This window comes from Pseudomonas sp. H1_D04 (genome assembly GCF_054683855.1).
In genome coordinates, this window is sequence record NZ_CP162826.1 from 954968 (window position 1) to 970695 (window position 15728).

At 60.0% G+C, this 15728-nt stretch carries 14 protein-coding genes; 7 read left to right on the plus strand and 7 right to left on the minus strand.

Annotated elements, in window-relative coordinates:
• Window positions 1–125: 125 nt before the first annotated feature.
• From lepB to lptF, 4 genes are all read right to left on the minus strand, one after another.
• Window positions 126–980 carry a signal peptidase I gene (lepB, locus tag AB4N82_RS04490; protein WP_032886444.1) on the minus strand — a complete coding sequence of 285 codons (855 nt, stop codon included), beginning with the start codon at window positions 978–980 and terminating at the stop codon, window positions 126–128.
• Window positions 981–985: 5 nt separating this feature from the next.
• Window positions 986–2785, minus strand: coding sequence for a translation elongation factor 4 (lepA, locus tag AB4N82_RS04495; RefSeq protein ID WP_003210439.1), 1800 nt, complete (start codon window positions 2783–2785; stop codon window positions 986–988).
• A gap of 151 nt (window positions 2786–2936) precedes the next feature.
• Window positions 2937–4016, minus strand: coding sequence for an LPS export ABC transporter permease LptG (gene lptG, locus AB4N82_RS04500; RefSeq protein ID WP_122764780.1), 1080 nt, complete (start codon window positions 4014–4016; stop codon window positions 2937–2939).
• A complete protein-coding gene (lptF, locus tag AB4N82_RS04505) occupies window positions 4009–5127 on the minus strand; it encodes an LPS export ABC transporter permease LptF (protein ID WP_032886439.1) in 1119 nt (372 codons plus the stop codon). Before lptF ends, lptG begins: the two co-directional genes overlap by 8 nt.
• A gap of 284 nt (window positions 5128–5411) precedes the next feature.
• Here lptF and AB4N82_RS04510 point away from each other — a divergent pair, with 284 nt between their 5' ends.
• From AB4N82_RS04510 to rlmF, 5 genes are all read left to right on the plus strand, one after another.
• Window positions 5412–6902 carry a leucyl aminopeptidase gene (locus AB4N82_RS04510; protein WP_099601187.1) on the plus strand — a complete coding sequence of 497 codons (1491 nt, stop codon included), beginning with the start codon at window positions 5412–5414 and terminating at the stop codon, window positions 6900–6902.
• Between the two features lie 51 nt (window positions 6903–6953).
• The gene (locus AB4N82_RS04515; protein WP_095183913.1) at window positions 6954–7382 is read left to right on the plus strand and encodes a DNA polymerase III subunit chi; all 429 of its coding nucleotides are present in this window, start codon (window positions 6954–6956) and stop codon (window positions 7380–7382) included.
• A 7-nt stretch (window positions 7383–7389) separates the two neighbouring features.
• A complete protein-coding gene (locus tag AB4N82_RS04520; RefSeq protein WP_122764779.1) occupies window positions 7390–7779 on the plus strand; it encodes a DNA polymerase III subunit chi in 390 nt (129 codons plus the stop codon).
• A 211-nt stretch (window positions 7780–7990) separates the two neighbouring features.
• Window positions 7991–10837 carry a valine--tRNA ligase gene (locus AB4N82_RS04525; RefSeq protein ID WP_032886432.1) on the plus strand — a complete coding sequence of 949 codons (2847 nt, stop codon included), beginning with the start codon at window positions 7991–7993 and terminating at the stop codon, window positions 10835–10837.
• 216 nt (window positions 10838–11053) lie between these two features.
• Complete coding sequence (gene rlmF, locus AB4N82_RS04530; RefSeq protein WP_095183912.1) at window positions 11054–12073, plus strand: 23S rRNA (adenine(1618)-N(6))-methyltransferase RlmF; 1020 nt, start codon at window positions 11054–11056, stop codon at window positions 12071–12073.
• Window positions 12074–12138: 65 nt separating this feature from the next.
• Here rlmF and AB4N82_RS04535 read toward each other — a convergent pair whose 3' ends face one another.
• Complete coding sequence (locus tag AB4N82_RS04535; RefSeq protein ID WP_003188840.1) at window positions 12139–12420, minus strand: HU family DNA-binding protein; 282 nt, start codon at window positions 12418–12420, stop codon at window positions 12139–12141.
• A gap of 397 nt (window positions 12421–12817) precedes the next feature.
• Between AB4N82_RS04535 and yejK the strand changes: the two genes are divergently transcribed.
• Entirely contained in the window at window positions 12818–13822 is a 1005-nt protein-coding gene (gene yejK / locus AB4N82_RS04540) for a nucleoid-associated protein YejK (protein WP_032886429.1), read from the plus strand.
• A complete protein-coding gene (locus AB4N82_RS04545; RefSeq protein WP_032886428.1) occupies window positions 13822–14172 on the plus strand; it encodes a glutaredoxin family protein in 351 nt (116 codons plus the stop codon). Before yejK ends, AB4N82_RS04545 begins: the two co-directional genes overlap by 1 nt.
• Here AB4N82_RS04545 and AB4N82_RS04550 read toward each other — a convergent pair whose 3' ends face one another.
• Together AB4N82_RS04550 and AB4N82_RS04555 are read right to left on the minus strand one after the other, a co-directional pair.
• A complete protein-coding gene (locus AB4N82_RS04550) occupies window positions 14173–15150 on the minus strand; it encodes a FecR family protein (RefSeq protein WP_122764778.1) in 978 nt (325 codons plus the stop codon).
• Window positions 15147–15725 (minus strand): RNA polymerase sigma factor, encoded by a 579-nt coding sequence (locus AB4N82_RS04555; protein WP_032886425.1) that lies wholly within the window; start codon window positions 15723–15725, stop codon window positions 15147–15149. The genes AB4N82_RS04550 and AB4N82_RS04555 overlap by 4 nt, the downstream gene beginning before the upstream one ends.
• Window positions 15726–15728 lie beyond the last annotated feature (3 nt).

Consider the following 15728-nt stretch of genomic DNA (forward strand, 5'->3'; position numbering starts at 1 on the left):
TGGCACCGGCGGCCATCGACGATTGACGCAGTGTTCAAATTCAAATCCTGATGGTTACAGCCTGGAGCCGGAATTGTCCAAGCCCCAGAAAAGCAGTCGGCGCTGTGTTCACAGCGCCGCTTGTATTACTTGATCAGCCCGACCCGCGAGAAGTTCGGCAGGTGGCTGAGCTTGGGTTCCGGCCAGCTCATCCAGACCGCGAAGGCCTTGCCGACGATATTCTGGTCGGGAACCATGCCAAGCAGCTCCTTGGGAATGCTCGGGTCATCCCAGTAGCGGCTGTCGTTGGAGTTGTCACGGTTGTCGCCCATCATGAAATAGTGCCCGGCTGGCACTTTCCACTCTCCATCAGGCATGGCGCGGTAGCGGCTCATTTCCTTGCGGATTTCGTGCTCTACCGCACCGAGTTTTTCCTGGTACAGCTCGGCGCTGCCCAGGCTGTTCGGTTCGGAACCGAGCAGTTTCTCGGCCACCGACTCGCCATTGATCAACAGGCGCTTGTCGCTGGTGTAGCGAATCACGTCGCCCGGCAGCCCCACCACACGCTTGATGTAATTGACGTTCGGGTCGCTTGGATAGCGGAACACCATCACATCACCGCGCTGCGGATCACCGACTTCGATGACCTTCTTGTCGATCACCGGCAGGCGAATCCCGTAGGAAAACTTGTTCACCAGGATGAAGTCGCCCACGTCCAGGGTAGGTTTCATCGAACCCGAAGGGATCTGAAACGGCTCCACCAGAAACGAACGCAGCACCAGCACGATGAACAACACCGGGAAGAACGACTTGCCGTACTCAACCAGCAAAGGCTCTTTGTTCAGCTTCTCGATCACCACGACATCGGGCTGGCTGACGCTGCCCTGATAGGACGCGATAGCCGCCCGCCGACGCGGGGCGAAGAACACCAGATCGAGCAACGCCAGGAGACCACAAACGGCAACGGCGATGACCAGCAACAGCGGGAAATTTAGCGACATAGGACCTAACTATCCAACCTGAGCACCGCAAGGAAGGCTTCTTGTGGAATTTCCACGTTGCCCACTTGCTTCATGCGTTTTTTACCGGCCTTTTGCTTCTCAAGCAGCTTGCGCTTACGGCTTACGTCACCGCCGTAGCATTTGGCCAGTACGTTCTTTCTGAGAGCCTTGACGGAGGTCCGTGCAATGATCTGCCCGCCAATAGCGGCCTGGATCGCGACGTCGAACATCTGGCGCGGAATCAGTTCTTTCATCTTCTCGGTCAACTGGCGACCTTTGTAGTGCGCGTTGTCCTTGTGCACGATCAGTGCAAGGGCATCAACCTTGTCGCCGTTGATCAACACATCCAGTTTCACCAGATTAGCCGATTGGTAACGATCGAAATGGTAATCCAGCGAAGCATAGCCGCGACTGGTGGATTTGAGACGGTCAAAGAAGTCCAGGACCACTTCGTTCATCGGCAAATCGTAGGTCACTTGCACCTGGGTACCGAGGAACAGCATGTCGTGCTGCACGCCACGTTTTTCGATACACAGGGTAATGACGTTGCCCAGGTGTTCCTGCGGCACCAGGATATTGGCGCGCACGATCGGCTCACGCATGTCTTCGATAGAAGACAGGTCTGGGAGCTTGGACGGGTTATCTACATAAATCGTTTCACCGGTTTTCAGCGCCAGCTCAAAAATAACCGTTGGCGCTGTGGTGATCAGGTCCAGGTCGTATTCGCGCTCAAGGCGCTCCTGAATGATCTCCATGTGCAGCATGCCGAGGAAGCCGCAACGGAAACCGAAGCCCAGGGCGTCGGAGCTTTCCGGGGTGTACTGCAACGACGAGTCGTTGAGGGTCAGCTTCTGCAGCGCTTCGCGGAAGTCTTCGAAGTCATCGGAGCTGACTGGGAACAGACCGGCGTAAACCTGCGGCTGGATGCGTTTGAAGCCAGGCAGCACGTCGACGTCAGGGGTGGAGCTCAAGGTCAGGGTGTCACCCACCGGCGCACCGTGGATGTCCTTGATACCGGCGATGATGAAACCTACTTCACCGGCTTTCAGATCAGTGGTTGCAGTGTGTTTCGGGTTGAATACACCGACGCTGTCCACCAGGTGGATCTTGCCGGTGGACTTGACCAGGATCTTGTCGCCCTTCTTCACACGGCCGTGGCGTACACGTACCAGGGAAACAACCCCCAGGTAGTTGTCGAACCAGGAATCGATGATCAACGCTTGCAGCGGATCTTCGTAGTTGCCGGTGGGGGCAGGAATGGTCTTGACCAGGCGTTCGAGCACTTCGTCAACGCCCAGGCCGGTCTTGGCGCTGCACTCGACGGCGTCGGTGGCGTCGATGCCGATAATTTTTTCGATTTCTTCTTTGACGCGGTCCGGATCGGCCTGTGGCAGGTCGATCTTGTTCAGCACCGGCATCACTTCCAGGCCTTGCTCGATGGCGGTGTAGCAGTTGGCCACGGACTGGGCTTCAACGCCCTGACCCGCGTCCACCACCAGCAGCGCACCTTCGCAGGCCGCCAGGGAACGGCTGACTTCATAGGTGAAGTCGACGTGGCCCGGGGTGTCAATGAAGTTCAGCTGGTACTTGATACCGTCTTTGGCGGTGTAGTACAGAGTAACGCTGTGGGCCTTGATGGTGATCCCGCGCTCGCGTTCGAGGTCCATGGAATCCAGTACCTGGGCTTCCATTTCACGCTCGGCAAGGCCGCCGCACATCTGGATGAATCGATCGGCCAGCGTCGACTTACCATGGTCAATGTGGGCGATGATGGAGAAATTGCGGATATGACTCAAATCACTCACGGATCAACACTCAAAAAGGCTGCAGGCAGATTGCCCGCTGAAAAATAGCCGGGAATTGTACCTGAAGCTTCGGCCAGACGTCATCTTTGCTGACCAGAACAAAAATGCCCCACTCATTCGAGCGGGGCATTTTTTGTGCATAAGCGCGGTATCAGCCAGCTCGGCGCAGCAGCCAGAACCCGGCCAGGGCGCAGATGGCGGTCGGCACCAGCACCGCAAACAGAGGGGAGAAACCGAATACCAGGCTCGACGGGCCGAGCAGGTCCTGGGCGATGCGGAATGTGAAGCCCACCAACACGCCAGTAAACACACGCTGACCCAGGGTCACGGAACGCAATGGGCCGAAGATGAACGAGATCGCCATCAACACCAGCGCGGCGGTTACCACTGGCTGCAACACCTTGACCCAAAACGCCAGCCAGTAACGACCGTTGTTCAGCCCTTGCTCCTTGAGGTAGTGGATGTAACTCCACAACCCAGAGATAGGCAGGCTTTCCGGAATCATCACCACGGTGTTGAGCAATTCCGGCTTGAGAGCGATGTCCCACTCTTCGCTTGGCTCATTGACCACTTCGGTGCTGGCCTTGGTGCCTTGGCCGACATTGCGGAAGTGAGTGGTAGTGATGTCCGTCAGTTGCCATTTTTCGCCACTGTACTGCGCACGTTTGGCGAAGCTGGACGACAGCATGTGACGTTCTTTATCAAAGGTGTAACGCGTCACACCGATCAACAGGCCGCCCGGTTGCACGGCGTTGATGTGGATGAACTCATCACCCTGGCGATGCCACAGGCCATGCTTGGCGCTTTGCGCATCGCCCGAACCCTGCGCCAGGGCGCGGTTGGCTTGGGCGGTGGTTTCGGCCGGCGGCGCGACGTATTCACCGATCAGCACGCTGCACAGCATCAGCAGCAACATGGGCTTCATCACCGCCCAGACGATACGGGCGATGGACACCCCGGCAGCACGCATGATGGTCAGCTCGCTGTTGCTGGCCAGGCTGCCCAGGCCGATCAGGCAGCCGATCAGCGCAGCCATCGGCATCATGTCGTAGAGCCGACGCGGCGCGGTGAGTGCCACGTAGCTCAGTACATCCCACACGGTGTAGGTGTCGCTCACGTTGCCCACTTCATCGATGAAGGCGAACAACGAGGCAAGACCCAGGATGATGCCCAGAACCGCCAGAATGGCGATCAGGACGCTGCTACCAATGTAGCGATCGAGCTTAGCCACGAGCCAACTCCTTCTGGCCGCGACGGCTCAACATTTTCAAACGGATAGGTTCCCAGTAGAGCAGGCCCAGGCCGATCACCAAGAAGATCCCGTGCACCCACCACAACCCCAGGGTCGGCGAAAGCTTGCCCTTCTCCAGGGAGCCGCGAGCGGAAATCAGAATGGTGAGGTAAGCCATGTACAGCAGGATCGCTGGCAACAGCTTGAGGAAGCGGCCCTGACGTGGGTTGACGCGCGACAATGGCACGGCCATCAAGGTCACGATAAACACCAGCAGTGGCAGAGAAATACGCCATTGCAGCTCGGCAATGGAGCGCAGTTCCTTGCTGCCGAACAAATCCTTCGTGGGGATGGCGTCGCGGTCAGTCACCTCGTCGCTGACATCCGGACGGGCGAGCAACACGCCGTAAGTGTCGTACTTGATGGCGCGGTAGTCGGCCTGGCCGGGACTGCCGTCATAGCGATAGCCGTTCTCCAGGATCAGGTAGCGACTGCCATCGGGACGCACGTCCTGGCGACCGGACTCGGCCACCAGCACGGAGATGCCACGGTCTTTCTTGTCCTGGCCCAGGCGCTTCTCGGAGATGAACACCCCGCCCAGGTTGGCACGGTCTTCGGTCAGGGTTTCGGTATAGGTGACCCGCGTGCCGTCATTGAGTGCCTGGAAGCGGCCCGGTTCAAGGGTGTCGAACTCGGTCATCGCGTCCTGCTTGTTCAGCACCAGCTGGAACTGCATGGCGCCCTGGGGGGCCAGGCTCAGGCTCAGCCAGGCAACGATAAGCGCGATGCCGGCTGCCGGGATCATGGTCATGCCGAGCAGACGCTGCTGGCTCATGCCGGTGGCCGAGAGCACAGTCATTTCGCTTTCGAGGTACAAACGACCGTAGGCCAACAGGATCCCGAGGAACAGGCCCAGCGGCAGGATCAGTTGCAGGAACCCCGGCAGGCGAAAGCCCATGATCAGGAACAACGAGCCTGGATCCAGGGCGCCCGAAGCGGCTTGGGCCAGGTATTTGACGAAACGACCACTCATGATGATGACCAACAGGACCGCACTCACGGCACTCAGGGTCAACAGGACTTCGCGGGATAGATAACGGAAGACAATCAAACCAGACACTCCAGGGTTGTCAGGCTAAGGCGGCCAAACAAGCAAGCATACCGAGTCAGCCCCTTTACGCAGGGCCGATTAAAAAGATGGCGCATTATCCTGTGATTGACCGCGCCTGTCACTGCGCAACCTCATACGCGGGTACAAAGCGCGTACGAAGGGTTGTCAGGCTCCGCCGGCGAGGTTCAAACTGCGGCCTTTGTCGCTGGCGGTTTACACAGCTGCCACGCTTTAAAGCCTGGATACAAATACCAGGCTCTCAGACCTTTATAAGGGACCCGAAAATGGAATTGGTTGTAAAAAGCGTTAGCCCCGAAACGTTGAAAACCGCCACCCTCGTGGTCGCCATCGGCGAAGGCCGCAAGCTCGGCGTGGCCGCCAAGCAACTCGACGAACTCAGCGGCGGCGCCATCAGCGCCGTGCTCAAGCGCGGCGACCTGGCCGGCAAAGTCGGTCAGAGCCTTCTGTTGCAGAGCCTGCCTAACCTCAAGGCCGACCGCGTTTTGCTGGTCGGCGTGGGCAAAGACGCTGAGCTGGGCGACCGCCCGTTCCGCAAGATCATCAGCGGCATCCTCAGCACCCTGAAGGGCCTGGGCGGTGGCGATGCGACACTGGCTCTCGACGAAATCGTGGTCAAAGGCCGCGACAGCTACGGCAAGACGCGCCTGCTGGCAGAGACCCTGGTGGACGGCGGCTATATCTTCGACCAGTTCAAGAGCCAGAAAGCCGAACCCCGCGCCCTGAAGAAAATCACCCTGCTGACCATCAAGGCCGCGCAGGCTGAAGTTCAGCGCGCCGTAACCCACGCTACCGCGATTGCCAACGGCATGTCGTTTACCCGCGACTTGGGTAACCTGCCGCCGAACATCTGCCACCCGACCTACCTGGGCGAGCAAGCCAAGGCGCTGGGCAAAGAGTTCAAGGGCCTGAAAGTTGAAGTGCTGGACGAGAAAAAGATCAAGGAACTGGGCATGGGCTCGTTCTACGCCGTGGGCCAGGGCAGCGACCAGCCACCACGCCTGATCGTGATGCAATACAACGGCGGCAAGAAGTCCGAGAAGCCTTACGCCCTGGTCGGCAAAGGGATCACCTTCGACACCGGCGGCATCAGCCTCAAGCCGGGCGCGGGCATGGATGAGATGAAGTACGACATGGGCGGCGCCGCCAGCGTGTTCGGCACCCTGCGTGCCGTACTGGAGCTCAAGCTGCCGATCAACCTGGTGTGCATCCTGGCCTGCGCCGAGAATATGCCGAGCGGCGGCGCTGCCCGCCCAGGGGATATCGTCACCACCATGAGCGGCCAGACCGTCGAAATCCTCAACACCGACGCCGAAGGCCGCCTGGTGCTGTGCGATGCCCTGACCTACGCCGAGCGCTTCAAGCCGCAAGCCGTAATCGACATCGCCACCCTGACCGGTGCGTGCATCGTTGCCCTGGGCTCCCACACGTCGGGCCTGCTAGGTAACAACGACGAGCTGATCGAGCAACTGCTCAGCGCGGGCAAGGCTGCCGACGATCGCGCCTGGCAACTGCCGCTGTTCGATGAATACCAAGAACAGCTGGACAGCCCGTTCGCCGACATCGCCAACATCGGCGGCCCGAAAGCCGGCACCATCACCGCTGCCTGCTTCCTGTCGCGCTTCGCCAAGAACTTCAACTGGGCGCACCTGGACATCGCCGGCACGGCCTGGACCAGCGGCGGCAAGGACAAGGGCGCCACTGGCCGTCCGGTTCCGCTGCTGACCCAGTACCTGCTGGATCGCGCAAAGGCCTGAAACTGAAGATGCCGGGGCGGCCATCACGCCGCTCCGGTCTCAGGAACCGCAATGACCCAAGTCGACTTCTATATATTGCCCAGCGCCGACCCGCTCGCGCGCCTGGACTTTGCCTGCAAACTCACCGAAAAAGCCTGGCGCATGGGCCATCGCATCTACCTGCACTGCAGCGATGCCGCTCAACGCGACGAGCTCGACGCCCGCCTGTGGCGCTTCAAGGGTGAAAGCTTCGTGCCACACGGCCCTGCCGAATCAGAACCTGAAGGTCTGATAGTGCTGGGGCTGGGTGACAGCTGCGGCGATCACCATGACCTGCTGGTCAACCTGGACCTGAAAGTACCGCCGTTCGCCAAGGCCTTCGCCCGTGTGGCGGAAGTGGTGGTGGAAGATCCGGCTATTCGTCAGGCCGCGCGGGAGAGTTTCCGTTTCTACCGCGAACAGGGCTATCCTTTGCAAGATCACCGGCTACAACGACTTTGAGCACACGATGGACACTTCCAACCCTGTAAAAAAAGATGACCACCTGCTGGACGACCTGGAGTCGATCCGTCAGTTGCTGGGTGATGATGGCTTGCAACCGCCGCTGCTGACCGAACCGGTCGACGGCGAGGTACAGATTCCGTTGCTGTTTGACATGGTGGGCGGCAAACCTGCGCCGGCACCGGTCGAACTGCCCGTCGTAGAACCAGCCCCCGTTGCCGCCGCTGCCGAGAAACCCCCCGACGCCCTGCTGCTGCATCTAGACAACGAACTGCGCGCCGCCGCGCAATTGATCATGCAAGACGTGATCGACGACTTTGCCCCGCATATCGAAACCGAGATCAAGCGCCGAATGGATGCGCGAATGGAACGGTTGCTCAGCCAGTACCAGTCTTAAACCGTGCATAGACCCCCTGTGGGAGGGGGCTTGCCCCCGATCGCGGTGTATCAGCCAGCCCATGTATGGTTGACACATTGCCATCGGGGGCAAGCCCCCTCCCACATCGACCAGCGCACGCCTTTAGCCCGTCTTCGCCTCGCCCTGCGCCCTATCCCCCGTTATACTTGCCGGCTTTCCTGAATATATGCCAACTAGGGTCCCGCCGCGCATGGATAAGACCTACCAGCCGCACGCTATTGAAACTTCCTGGTACAACACCTGGGAGTCCGAGAACTATTTCGCTCCGCAAGGTGCGGGCGAGTCCTACACCATCATGATTCCGCCACCGAACGTCACTGGCAGCCTGCACATGGGCCATGGCTTCAACAATGCGATCATGGATGCGTTGATCCGTTTCCGCCGCATGCAGGGTCGTAACACCCTGTGGCAACCGGGCACCGACCACGCCGGTATCGCCACCCAGATGCTGGTGGAGCGCCAACTCGAAGCCACCGGCCAGAGCCGTCACGACCTGGGCCGTGAGAAATTCCTGGAAAAGATCTGGGAATGGAAAGACCAGTCCGGCGGCAACATCAGCCGTCAGATCCGTCGCCTGGGCTCGTCCGTCGACTGGAGCCGCGAGCGTTTCACCATGGACGACGGCCTGTCCGAATCCGTGAAAGAAGCTTTTGTGCGCCTGCATGAAGACGGCCTGATCTACCGCGGCAAGCGCCTGGTCAACTGGGACACCAAGTTGCACACGGCGATTTCCGACCTCGAAGTGGAAAACCACGACGAGAAAGGCTTCCTGTGGAACCTCAAGTACCCGCTGGCCGACGGCGCCAAGACCGCTGAAGGCAACGACTACCTGATCGTCGCCACCACCCGTCCGGAAACCATGCTCGGCGATGCCGCCGTCGCGGTTAACCCGAACGACGAACGCTACCAGGCACTGATCGGCAAGTTCGTCGACCTGCCATTGGTTGGCCGTCGCATCCCGATCATCGCGGACGACTACTGCGATCCCGAATTCGGCACCGGCTGCGTGAAGATCACCCCGGCCCACGACTTCAACGACTACGAAGTCGGCAAGCGCCACAACCTGCCGCTGCTGAACATCTTCGATAAAAATGCCGCCGTACTGCCGGCCTGCCAGGTGTTCAACCTGGACGGCACGCTGAACGAAAGCATCGACGGCAAGATCCCGGCCGAATACGCCGGCCTCGACCGTTTCGAAGCACGCAAGCAGATCGTGGCCGCTTTCGATGCCGCCGGCCTGCTGGTCAGCGTTGACGACCACGGCCTGAAAGTGCCGAAGGGCGACCGCTCCGGCACCGTGATCGAGCCGTGGCTGACCGACCAGTGGTACGTGTCCACCAAGCCGCTGGCTGAGCCTGCGATTGCTGCCGTAGAAGATGGCCGTATCCAGTTCGTGCCTAAACAGTACGAAAACATGTACTTCTCGTGGATGCGCGACATCCAGGATTGGTGCATCAGCCGTCAACTGTGGTGGGGCCACCGCATCCCGGCCTGGTACGACGAGTCGGGCAAGGTCTATGTCGGCCGCGATGAAGCCGAAGTGCGTGCCAAGCACAACCTCGGCCCGGACGTGGCGCTGCAACAGGACAACGACGTACTGGATACCTGGTTCAGTTCTGGCCTGTGGACGTTCTCCACCCTGGGCTGGCCGCAGCAGACCGAATTCCTCAAGAAATTCCACTCCACCGACGTGCTGGTGACCGGCTTCGACATCATTTTCTTCTGGGTTGCCCGGATGATCATGCTGACCATGCACTTGGTGAAGAACGAGGACGGCACGCCGCAGGTTCCGTTCAAGACCGTGTATGTGCACGGTCTCGTACGTGATGGCCAGGGCCAGAAAATGTCCAAGTCCAAGGGCAACGTCCTGGACCCGCTGGACATCATCGACGGCATCGACCTGGAAACCCTGGTGCAGAAGCGCACTTCGGGCTTGATGCAGCCGAAACTGGCGAAGAAGATCGAAAAGCAGACCCGCGACGAGTTCGCTGACGGCATCGCCAGCTACGGCACCGACGCCCTGCGTTTCACCTTCTGCTCGTTGGCGTCTACCGGTCGCGACATCAAGTTCGACATGGGCCGCGTCGAAGGCTATCGCAACTTCTGCAACAAGATCTGGAACGCCGCGCGCTACGTGCTGGATAAAGGTGAAGACTGCGGCCAGAACGGCGAAGCCTATGAGCTGAGCCTGGCCGACCGCTGGATCATCTCGCAGCTGCAACGCACCGAAGCCGAAGTGACCCGCCAACTCGACCAGTTCCGTTTCGACCTGGCCGCGCAAGCCTTGTACGAGTTCATTTGGAACCAGTATTGCGACTGGTACCTGGAGCTGTCCAAGCCCGTGCTGTGGGACGAAAACGCACCGGTCGAACGCCAGCGCGGCACCCGTCGTACCCTGGTACGCGTGCTGGAAGTGGCGTTGCGCCTGGCGCATCCGTTCATGCCGTTCATCACCGAAGAAATCTGGCAGCGCCTCGCGCCGCTGGCCGGTATCGAAGGCAAGACCATCATGCTGCAGCCTTGGCCGGTGGCCAATGAAGCACGCATCGATGAAGCCGCTGAAAGCGATATCGAATGGCTCAAGACCCTGATGCTCGGCACGCGCAACATCCGCGCCGAGATGAACATCGGACCGGGCAAGCCGTTGGCGGTGTTCGTGAAGAACGCCAGTGCCGAGGACCAGCGTCGCCTTACCGAAAACGATGCACTGCTCAAGAAACTGGCGAAGCTGGAGTCGATCACCGTATTGGCTGATGGCGCCGAAGCACCGTTGTCCGCTACCGCGCTGGTTGGCGACATGGAAGTGCTGGTGCCAATGGCCGGTTTGATCGACAAGGGCGCAGAGCTGGCCCGTCTCGACAAAGAAATTGCGCGCCTACAAGGCGAAGTGCAGCGGGTGGGCGGCAAGCTGTCCAACGCGGCATTCGTCGACAAGGCGCCAGCTGAAGTGATCGAGAAAGAGCGCGCCAAGCTCGCCGAGGCCGAACAGGCTCTGGGCAAGCTGGCGGAGCAACATGCGCGGATTTCCAGCCTGTAAGGTGGAATCAGCGTGAAAAAAGAGACCTTCGGGTCTCTTTTTTTATTTGCGAACCCGGTCAATGTGGGAGGGGGCTTGCCCCCGATAGCAGTGCATCAGCCTGAATATCTTTGACTGTCACACCGCCATCGGGGGCAAGCCCCCTCCCACATTTGCCCGGGTCAGGCTCAAGATGTGTGACAATGCCCACCACTTTGAGCCAACACCAGAATCAACATGACCGCCCCCACTACGCCCAAACCTCCGCGCAAGAAGCCTAAAACCGCTGCCACGGCCAAACCCGTCGCGCCGCGCAAAGAGGCCACCCTGCACCCGCGCAACCGCCACACAGGCCGTTACGACTTCCCGGCGCTGATCAAGACCACGCCGGAGCTGGCGAAATTCGTGATCCTCAACCCCTACGGTAAGGAAAGCATCGACTTCGCCAGCCCTGACGCCGTGCGGGTATTCAACCGGGCGTTGCTCAAGTCGTTCTATGGCATCCAGCATTGGGATATCCCGCAGGATTACCTATGCCCGCCGGTGCCGGGGCGTGCGGACTATGTGCACTTCCTCGCCGACCTGCTGGCCAGCGTCAACGACGGCAAGATTCCCCGTGGTTCCATCGTCAAGGTGTTGGACATCGGCATGGGCGCCAACTGCGTCTATCCGCTGATTGGCTACATGGAGTACCGCTGGAACTTCCTTGGCTCGGAAGTCGACCCTATCGCCGTAGCCGCTGCCAAGGCCATCGTGCAGTCCAACGACCTGAGCAAGGTCATTCAACTGCGCCAGCAAAATAACCCCAAGCACATCCTGTTGGGCCTGCTGGAACCTGGCGAGCGCTTTGACCTGACCATGTGCAACCCGCCCTTCCATGCGTCCATGGACGAAGCCACCAAGGGCAGCGAACGCAAGTGGCGCGCGCTGGGCAAGGCTGATCCCAAGCGCAAATTGCCGGTGCTGAACTTCGGTGGCCAGTCGGCCGAGTTGTGGTGTGAAGGCGGTGAAGCGCGGTTCGTGACGCAGTTGATCGCTGAAAGCGCGAATTTTGCCCATAAGGTGCTGTGGTTCAGCACCCTGGTATCAAAAGCATCGAACTTGCCCGCCATTGAAACAGCCCTGAAAAAAGCCGGCGTGCTGGAAAGCCAGGTGGTGGAGATGTCCCAGGGTCAGAAGCAAAGCCGTTTCGTGGCATGGACTTTCCAGACCAAGAACGAGCAGCAGATCTGGCGCCAACGCTGGGTTCGCGATTAATAAATCGCAGGCAACAAAAAACCGTGCCCGGATTGCTCCGGAGCACGGTTTTTTTTTGCTGCGTCTTACTTGTTAACAGCGTCGGTCAGGCCTTTGGCCACAACCAGCTTGATAACTTTCTTGGCAGCGATTTCGATGGCAGCGCCAGTCGAAGGGTTACGGCCAGTACGGGCTGGACGCTCGGTCACTTTCAGTTTGCCAACGCCTGGCAGAGTGATTTCGCCGCCGTTTTCCAGCTGATCAGCAACAACTTGGCTCAGTTGGTCCAGCAGAGCGCGCACGGTAGTTTTCGGTGCGTCTACTGCTTCAGCCAGGTCAGCGATCAGTTGGTCTTTAGTAATAGCCATTGTGGTGTTCCTTCCCTATCAAATTCATATGGATTGCAGAGTGCAGTGTCAGCCGTCGAGCCCGACCGTCTAGGCCTGGCACCCCAGGCTTATAACCTCGGAGAACGGGGTTATAGATGCTTGAAACGGGGATTGGTTCGACCTGACAGATGCTGAATGCACGCTTAACGCCGAGACTTGGCGTAAGACGGGGCAAAACTAGCACAGAGACGGGGAAATATCCGCCTCTACCTACCCATTTGGTCAGCTTTATCGCTCTAAACCGTCAAAAAAAGGAATATACCCGGTCGGACCCCACCCAAAACGCCCTTCGAAGCGCGTCTTGACCAATGGGTGCGGTACACTGGGCGACTTTTCGGGGAGGCCAACCGCTCCCCTTCAACCAGCCGAGAAGCCCATGCCGATCCGTCATTGCATCGTCCACCTGATCGACAAAAAACCCGACGGCACGCCCGCAGTTCTCCACGCACGCGACTCGGAGCTCTCCGAATCCGCCGCCATCGAGAATATGCTTGCCGACCTCAACGAGAGCTACAACGCCAAACAAGGCAAGGCCTGGGGTTTCTTCCATGCCGAGTCCGGCGCGCACCCGTTCAGTGGCTGGTTGAAGGAATATTTCGAGGGTGGCCAGGATTTCACCACCTTCAGCCGCACCGCCGTTGAGCATCTGCAGAAGCTGATGGAGGAATCCAACCTCTCCACCGGCGGCCACGTACTGTTCGCCCACTACCAGCAAGGCATGACCGATTACCTGGCCATCGCCCTGCTGCACCACAGCGAAGGCGTAGCGGTAACCGACGAGCTGGACGTGACTCCGTCGCGCCACCTGGACTTGGGCCAACTGCACCTGGCCGCACGGATCAACGTGTCGGAGTGGCAGAACAACAAGCAGTCCAAGCAGTACATCTCGTTTATCAAAGGCAAGAATGGCAAGAAAGTCTCGGAGTACTTCCGCGACTTTATCGGCTGCCAGGAAGGCGTCGACGGTCCGGGCGAGACCCGCACCCTGCTCAAGGCCTTCAGCGACTTCGTGGAAAGCGAAGACCTGCCGGACGAGTCCGCCCGCGAGAAAACCAAAACATTGGTGGACTACGCCAGCAGCCAGGCCAAGCTAGGCGAGCCCATGGGCCTGGAAGAACTGTCGGGCTTGATCGATGAAGATCGACCAAAGGCGTTCTACGACCATATCCGCAACAAGGACTACGGCCTGTCGCCGGAAATCCCCGCCGATAAGCGCACCCTTAACCAGTTCCGCCGCTTCACCGGGCGCGCCGAAGGTCTGTCGATCAGTTTTGAAGCGCACCTGCTGGGCGACAAGATTGAGTACGACGAAGCCGCTGGCACCCTAATCATCAAGGGCCTGCCGACCCAACTGACTGACCAGCTCAAGCGCCGTAACTGATGCTCGGCGGGGTTCTCAAGAAAGTCCTGTTGGTGTTGCTGGTGGTGGTGGTTATCCAGAACTGGGGCAAGATCGAGCGGCTATTCAACCCCTCGCAGGTGGTTTCAGAGCAGGTCCGCACTTCGGCGCGGGTGGTGCTCTATGCCACCGAGTGGTGTGGCTACTGCAAGCAGATCCGGCGCTTCCTGGATCAGAAAGGTATTCCGTACCAGGCCTTCGACATCGAGAAGGACGCCCCTGCGCGCAAGGCGTATGAGGCGTTGGGCGGTGGCGGGATTCCGTTTGTGGATGTGAATGGGACGCTGATTCGCGATTACAACCCTGAGGCGATCATGGCGGCGTTGAAATAATCAGCGCACCACGATCACCCGTCCCAGCAGGCTGTGCTGTTCAAACCCCAGCACTGCCTGCAACGCGTTCAGCACGGCCTGCGGGTCTTTGCTCGGGAAGCTGCCACTGACCCGCTTGGCGCCCATATCTTCGTTGAGCAGCAGGATGCGGCCAGGGTAGTAACGCCCCAAATCCTTCACCACATCGGCGAGCGGTGCCTTGTAGTAGTTGAGCCAGCCGTCGCGCCAGGCCAGGCGCGATTCGCTGTCGACAGCGTGCAGGGGATCGGCAATGCCATCGGCGTAAACCACTTGCTGGCCCGCCGTCAGAATTTGCTGCTGGCCCTGCTTCGACGGCGTCACGCCGACCCGCCCCGACAACACCGTCACTTGAGCGCCCGCTGGTTGCAGGCGCACTTCGAATTGTGTGCCGAGCACCCGCGCTTCACCGCTGCCCGCCCCCACCACAAAGGACTCGCCGGTGTGGGTCACGCTGAAAAAACCGGCGCCGCGACGCAGCTGGATATGCCGCTCGCCATGGCTGAAATCCACGGCAATCGCGCTGTCCGCATCCAGGGTGACTTGAGATTGATCCGCCAGGGTGACGGTTTTTATTTCTCCTGGCGCCGTCACGTAATCGGCGCCGAAATCATCGACCCAACGCGACGGCTGCCAACCTGCGCCCATGGACACCATCAACAGCAGGCAGGCAGCCATGGCCAGGGCGCCGGACCAGCGCACGACACGTGAACGTTTCGCGGTGTTCATCGTATTGAGGTAGCCCTGCAATGCCAGGGCTTCTTCTTCCGCCAGGGCGCGTGCAGGTACTTCGCTTAGTTCCCAGAGCACCTGGGCCTGGGCGTAGGCCTCGACGTGTGCCGGGTTGGCGCGCAGCCAGTGGCTGAACGTCGCCTGGTCGCCGCTGCTGGGTTGGTCGTGCAACAGACTCAGCCAGGCCAGTGCGGCGTGTTCCTGCTCGGGCGTGGGGGTGACGTTCACGGTGCTTTCCCTGGCGTGCGTGGAGGCGATGGGTCGCGAAGGCTGGCCTTACAAGCTTCGAGGGCACGCATCATATGTTTTTCCACGGCACTTTGGGACAGACCCATGGCCTTGGCGATTTCCGCATATTTGCGGCCATGGATGCGGTTGAGCAGGAAAATCTGCCGAGTGCGCTCGGGCAGGCTGCGCAAGGCGGCTTCGACATGGCGCAGGTCGTTACCCGCTTCCAGTGCGGCCTGGGGTTCAGAGCCCTGGTTGTCCTGCTGCTCGGGCAACCAACCTTCGCTGCTGCGCACCCGCGCGCCTTCGCTGCGCAGGTGGTCGATGGCGATATTGCCGGCGCAGCGCAGCAGGTAGGTGCTGAGCTCTTCGACCTGCACCAGCGGCCGGCGCCAGAAGCGTAGAAACAGATCCTGCACCAGGTCGGCCGCCGTGGCGCGGCAGCCTACACGTCGACTCACCAAGGCTTCCATCTGCGAACGCTGGGACAGAAACACCTGCAGAAAATGCGCACGCCCACCCGCCGCATCAGCTTGCGAGCTGTCCTGGGATTCGGGTGGGGTGCTGATCATCATGGC

Coding starts and splice junctions, on each gene's coding strand:
- AB4N82_RS04525 (WP_032886432.1), top strand. CDS start 7,991: ATGGATAAGACCTACCAGCCGCACGCTATTGAAACTTCCTGGTACAAC.
- AB4N82_RS04555 (WP_032886425.1), bottom strand. CDS start 15,725: ATGATGATCAGCACCCCACCCGAATCCCAGGACAGCTCGCAAGCTGAT.
- AB4N82_RS04515 (WP_095183913.1), top strand. CDS start 6,954: ATGACCCAAGTCGACTTCTATATATTGCCCAGCGCCGACCCGCTCGCG.
- rlmF (WP_095183912.1), top strand. CDS start 11,054: ATGACCGCCCCCACTACGCCCAAACCTCCGCGCAAGAAGCCTAAAACC.
- AB4N82_RS04520 (WP_122764779.1), top strand. CDS start 7,390: ATGGACACTTCCAACCCTGTAAAAAAAGATGACCACCTGCTGGACGAC.
- yejK (WP_032886429.1), top strand. CDS start 12,818: ATGCCGATCCGTCATTGCATCGTCCACCTGATCGACAAAAAACCCGAC.
- AB4N82_RS04535 (WP_003188840.1), bottom strand. CDS start 12,420: ATGGCTATTACTAAAGACCAACTGATCGCTGACCTGGCTGAAGCAGTA.
- AB4N82_RS04510 (WP_099601187.1), top strand. CDS start 5,412: ATGGAATTGGTTGTAAAAAGCGTTAGCCCCGAAACGTTGAAAACCGCC.
- lepB (WP_032886444.1), bottom strand. CDS start 980: ATGTCGCTAAATTTCCCGCTGTTGCTGGTCATCGCCGTTGCCGTTTGT.
- AB4N82_RS04545 (WP_032886428.1), top strand. CDS start 13,822: ATGCTCGGCGGGGTTCTCAAGAAAGTCCTGTTGGTGTTGCTGGTGGTG.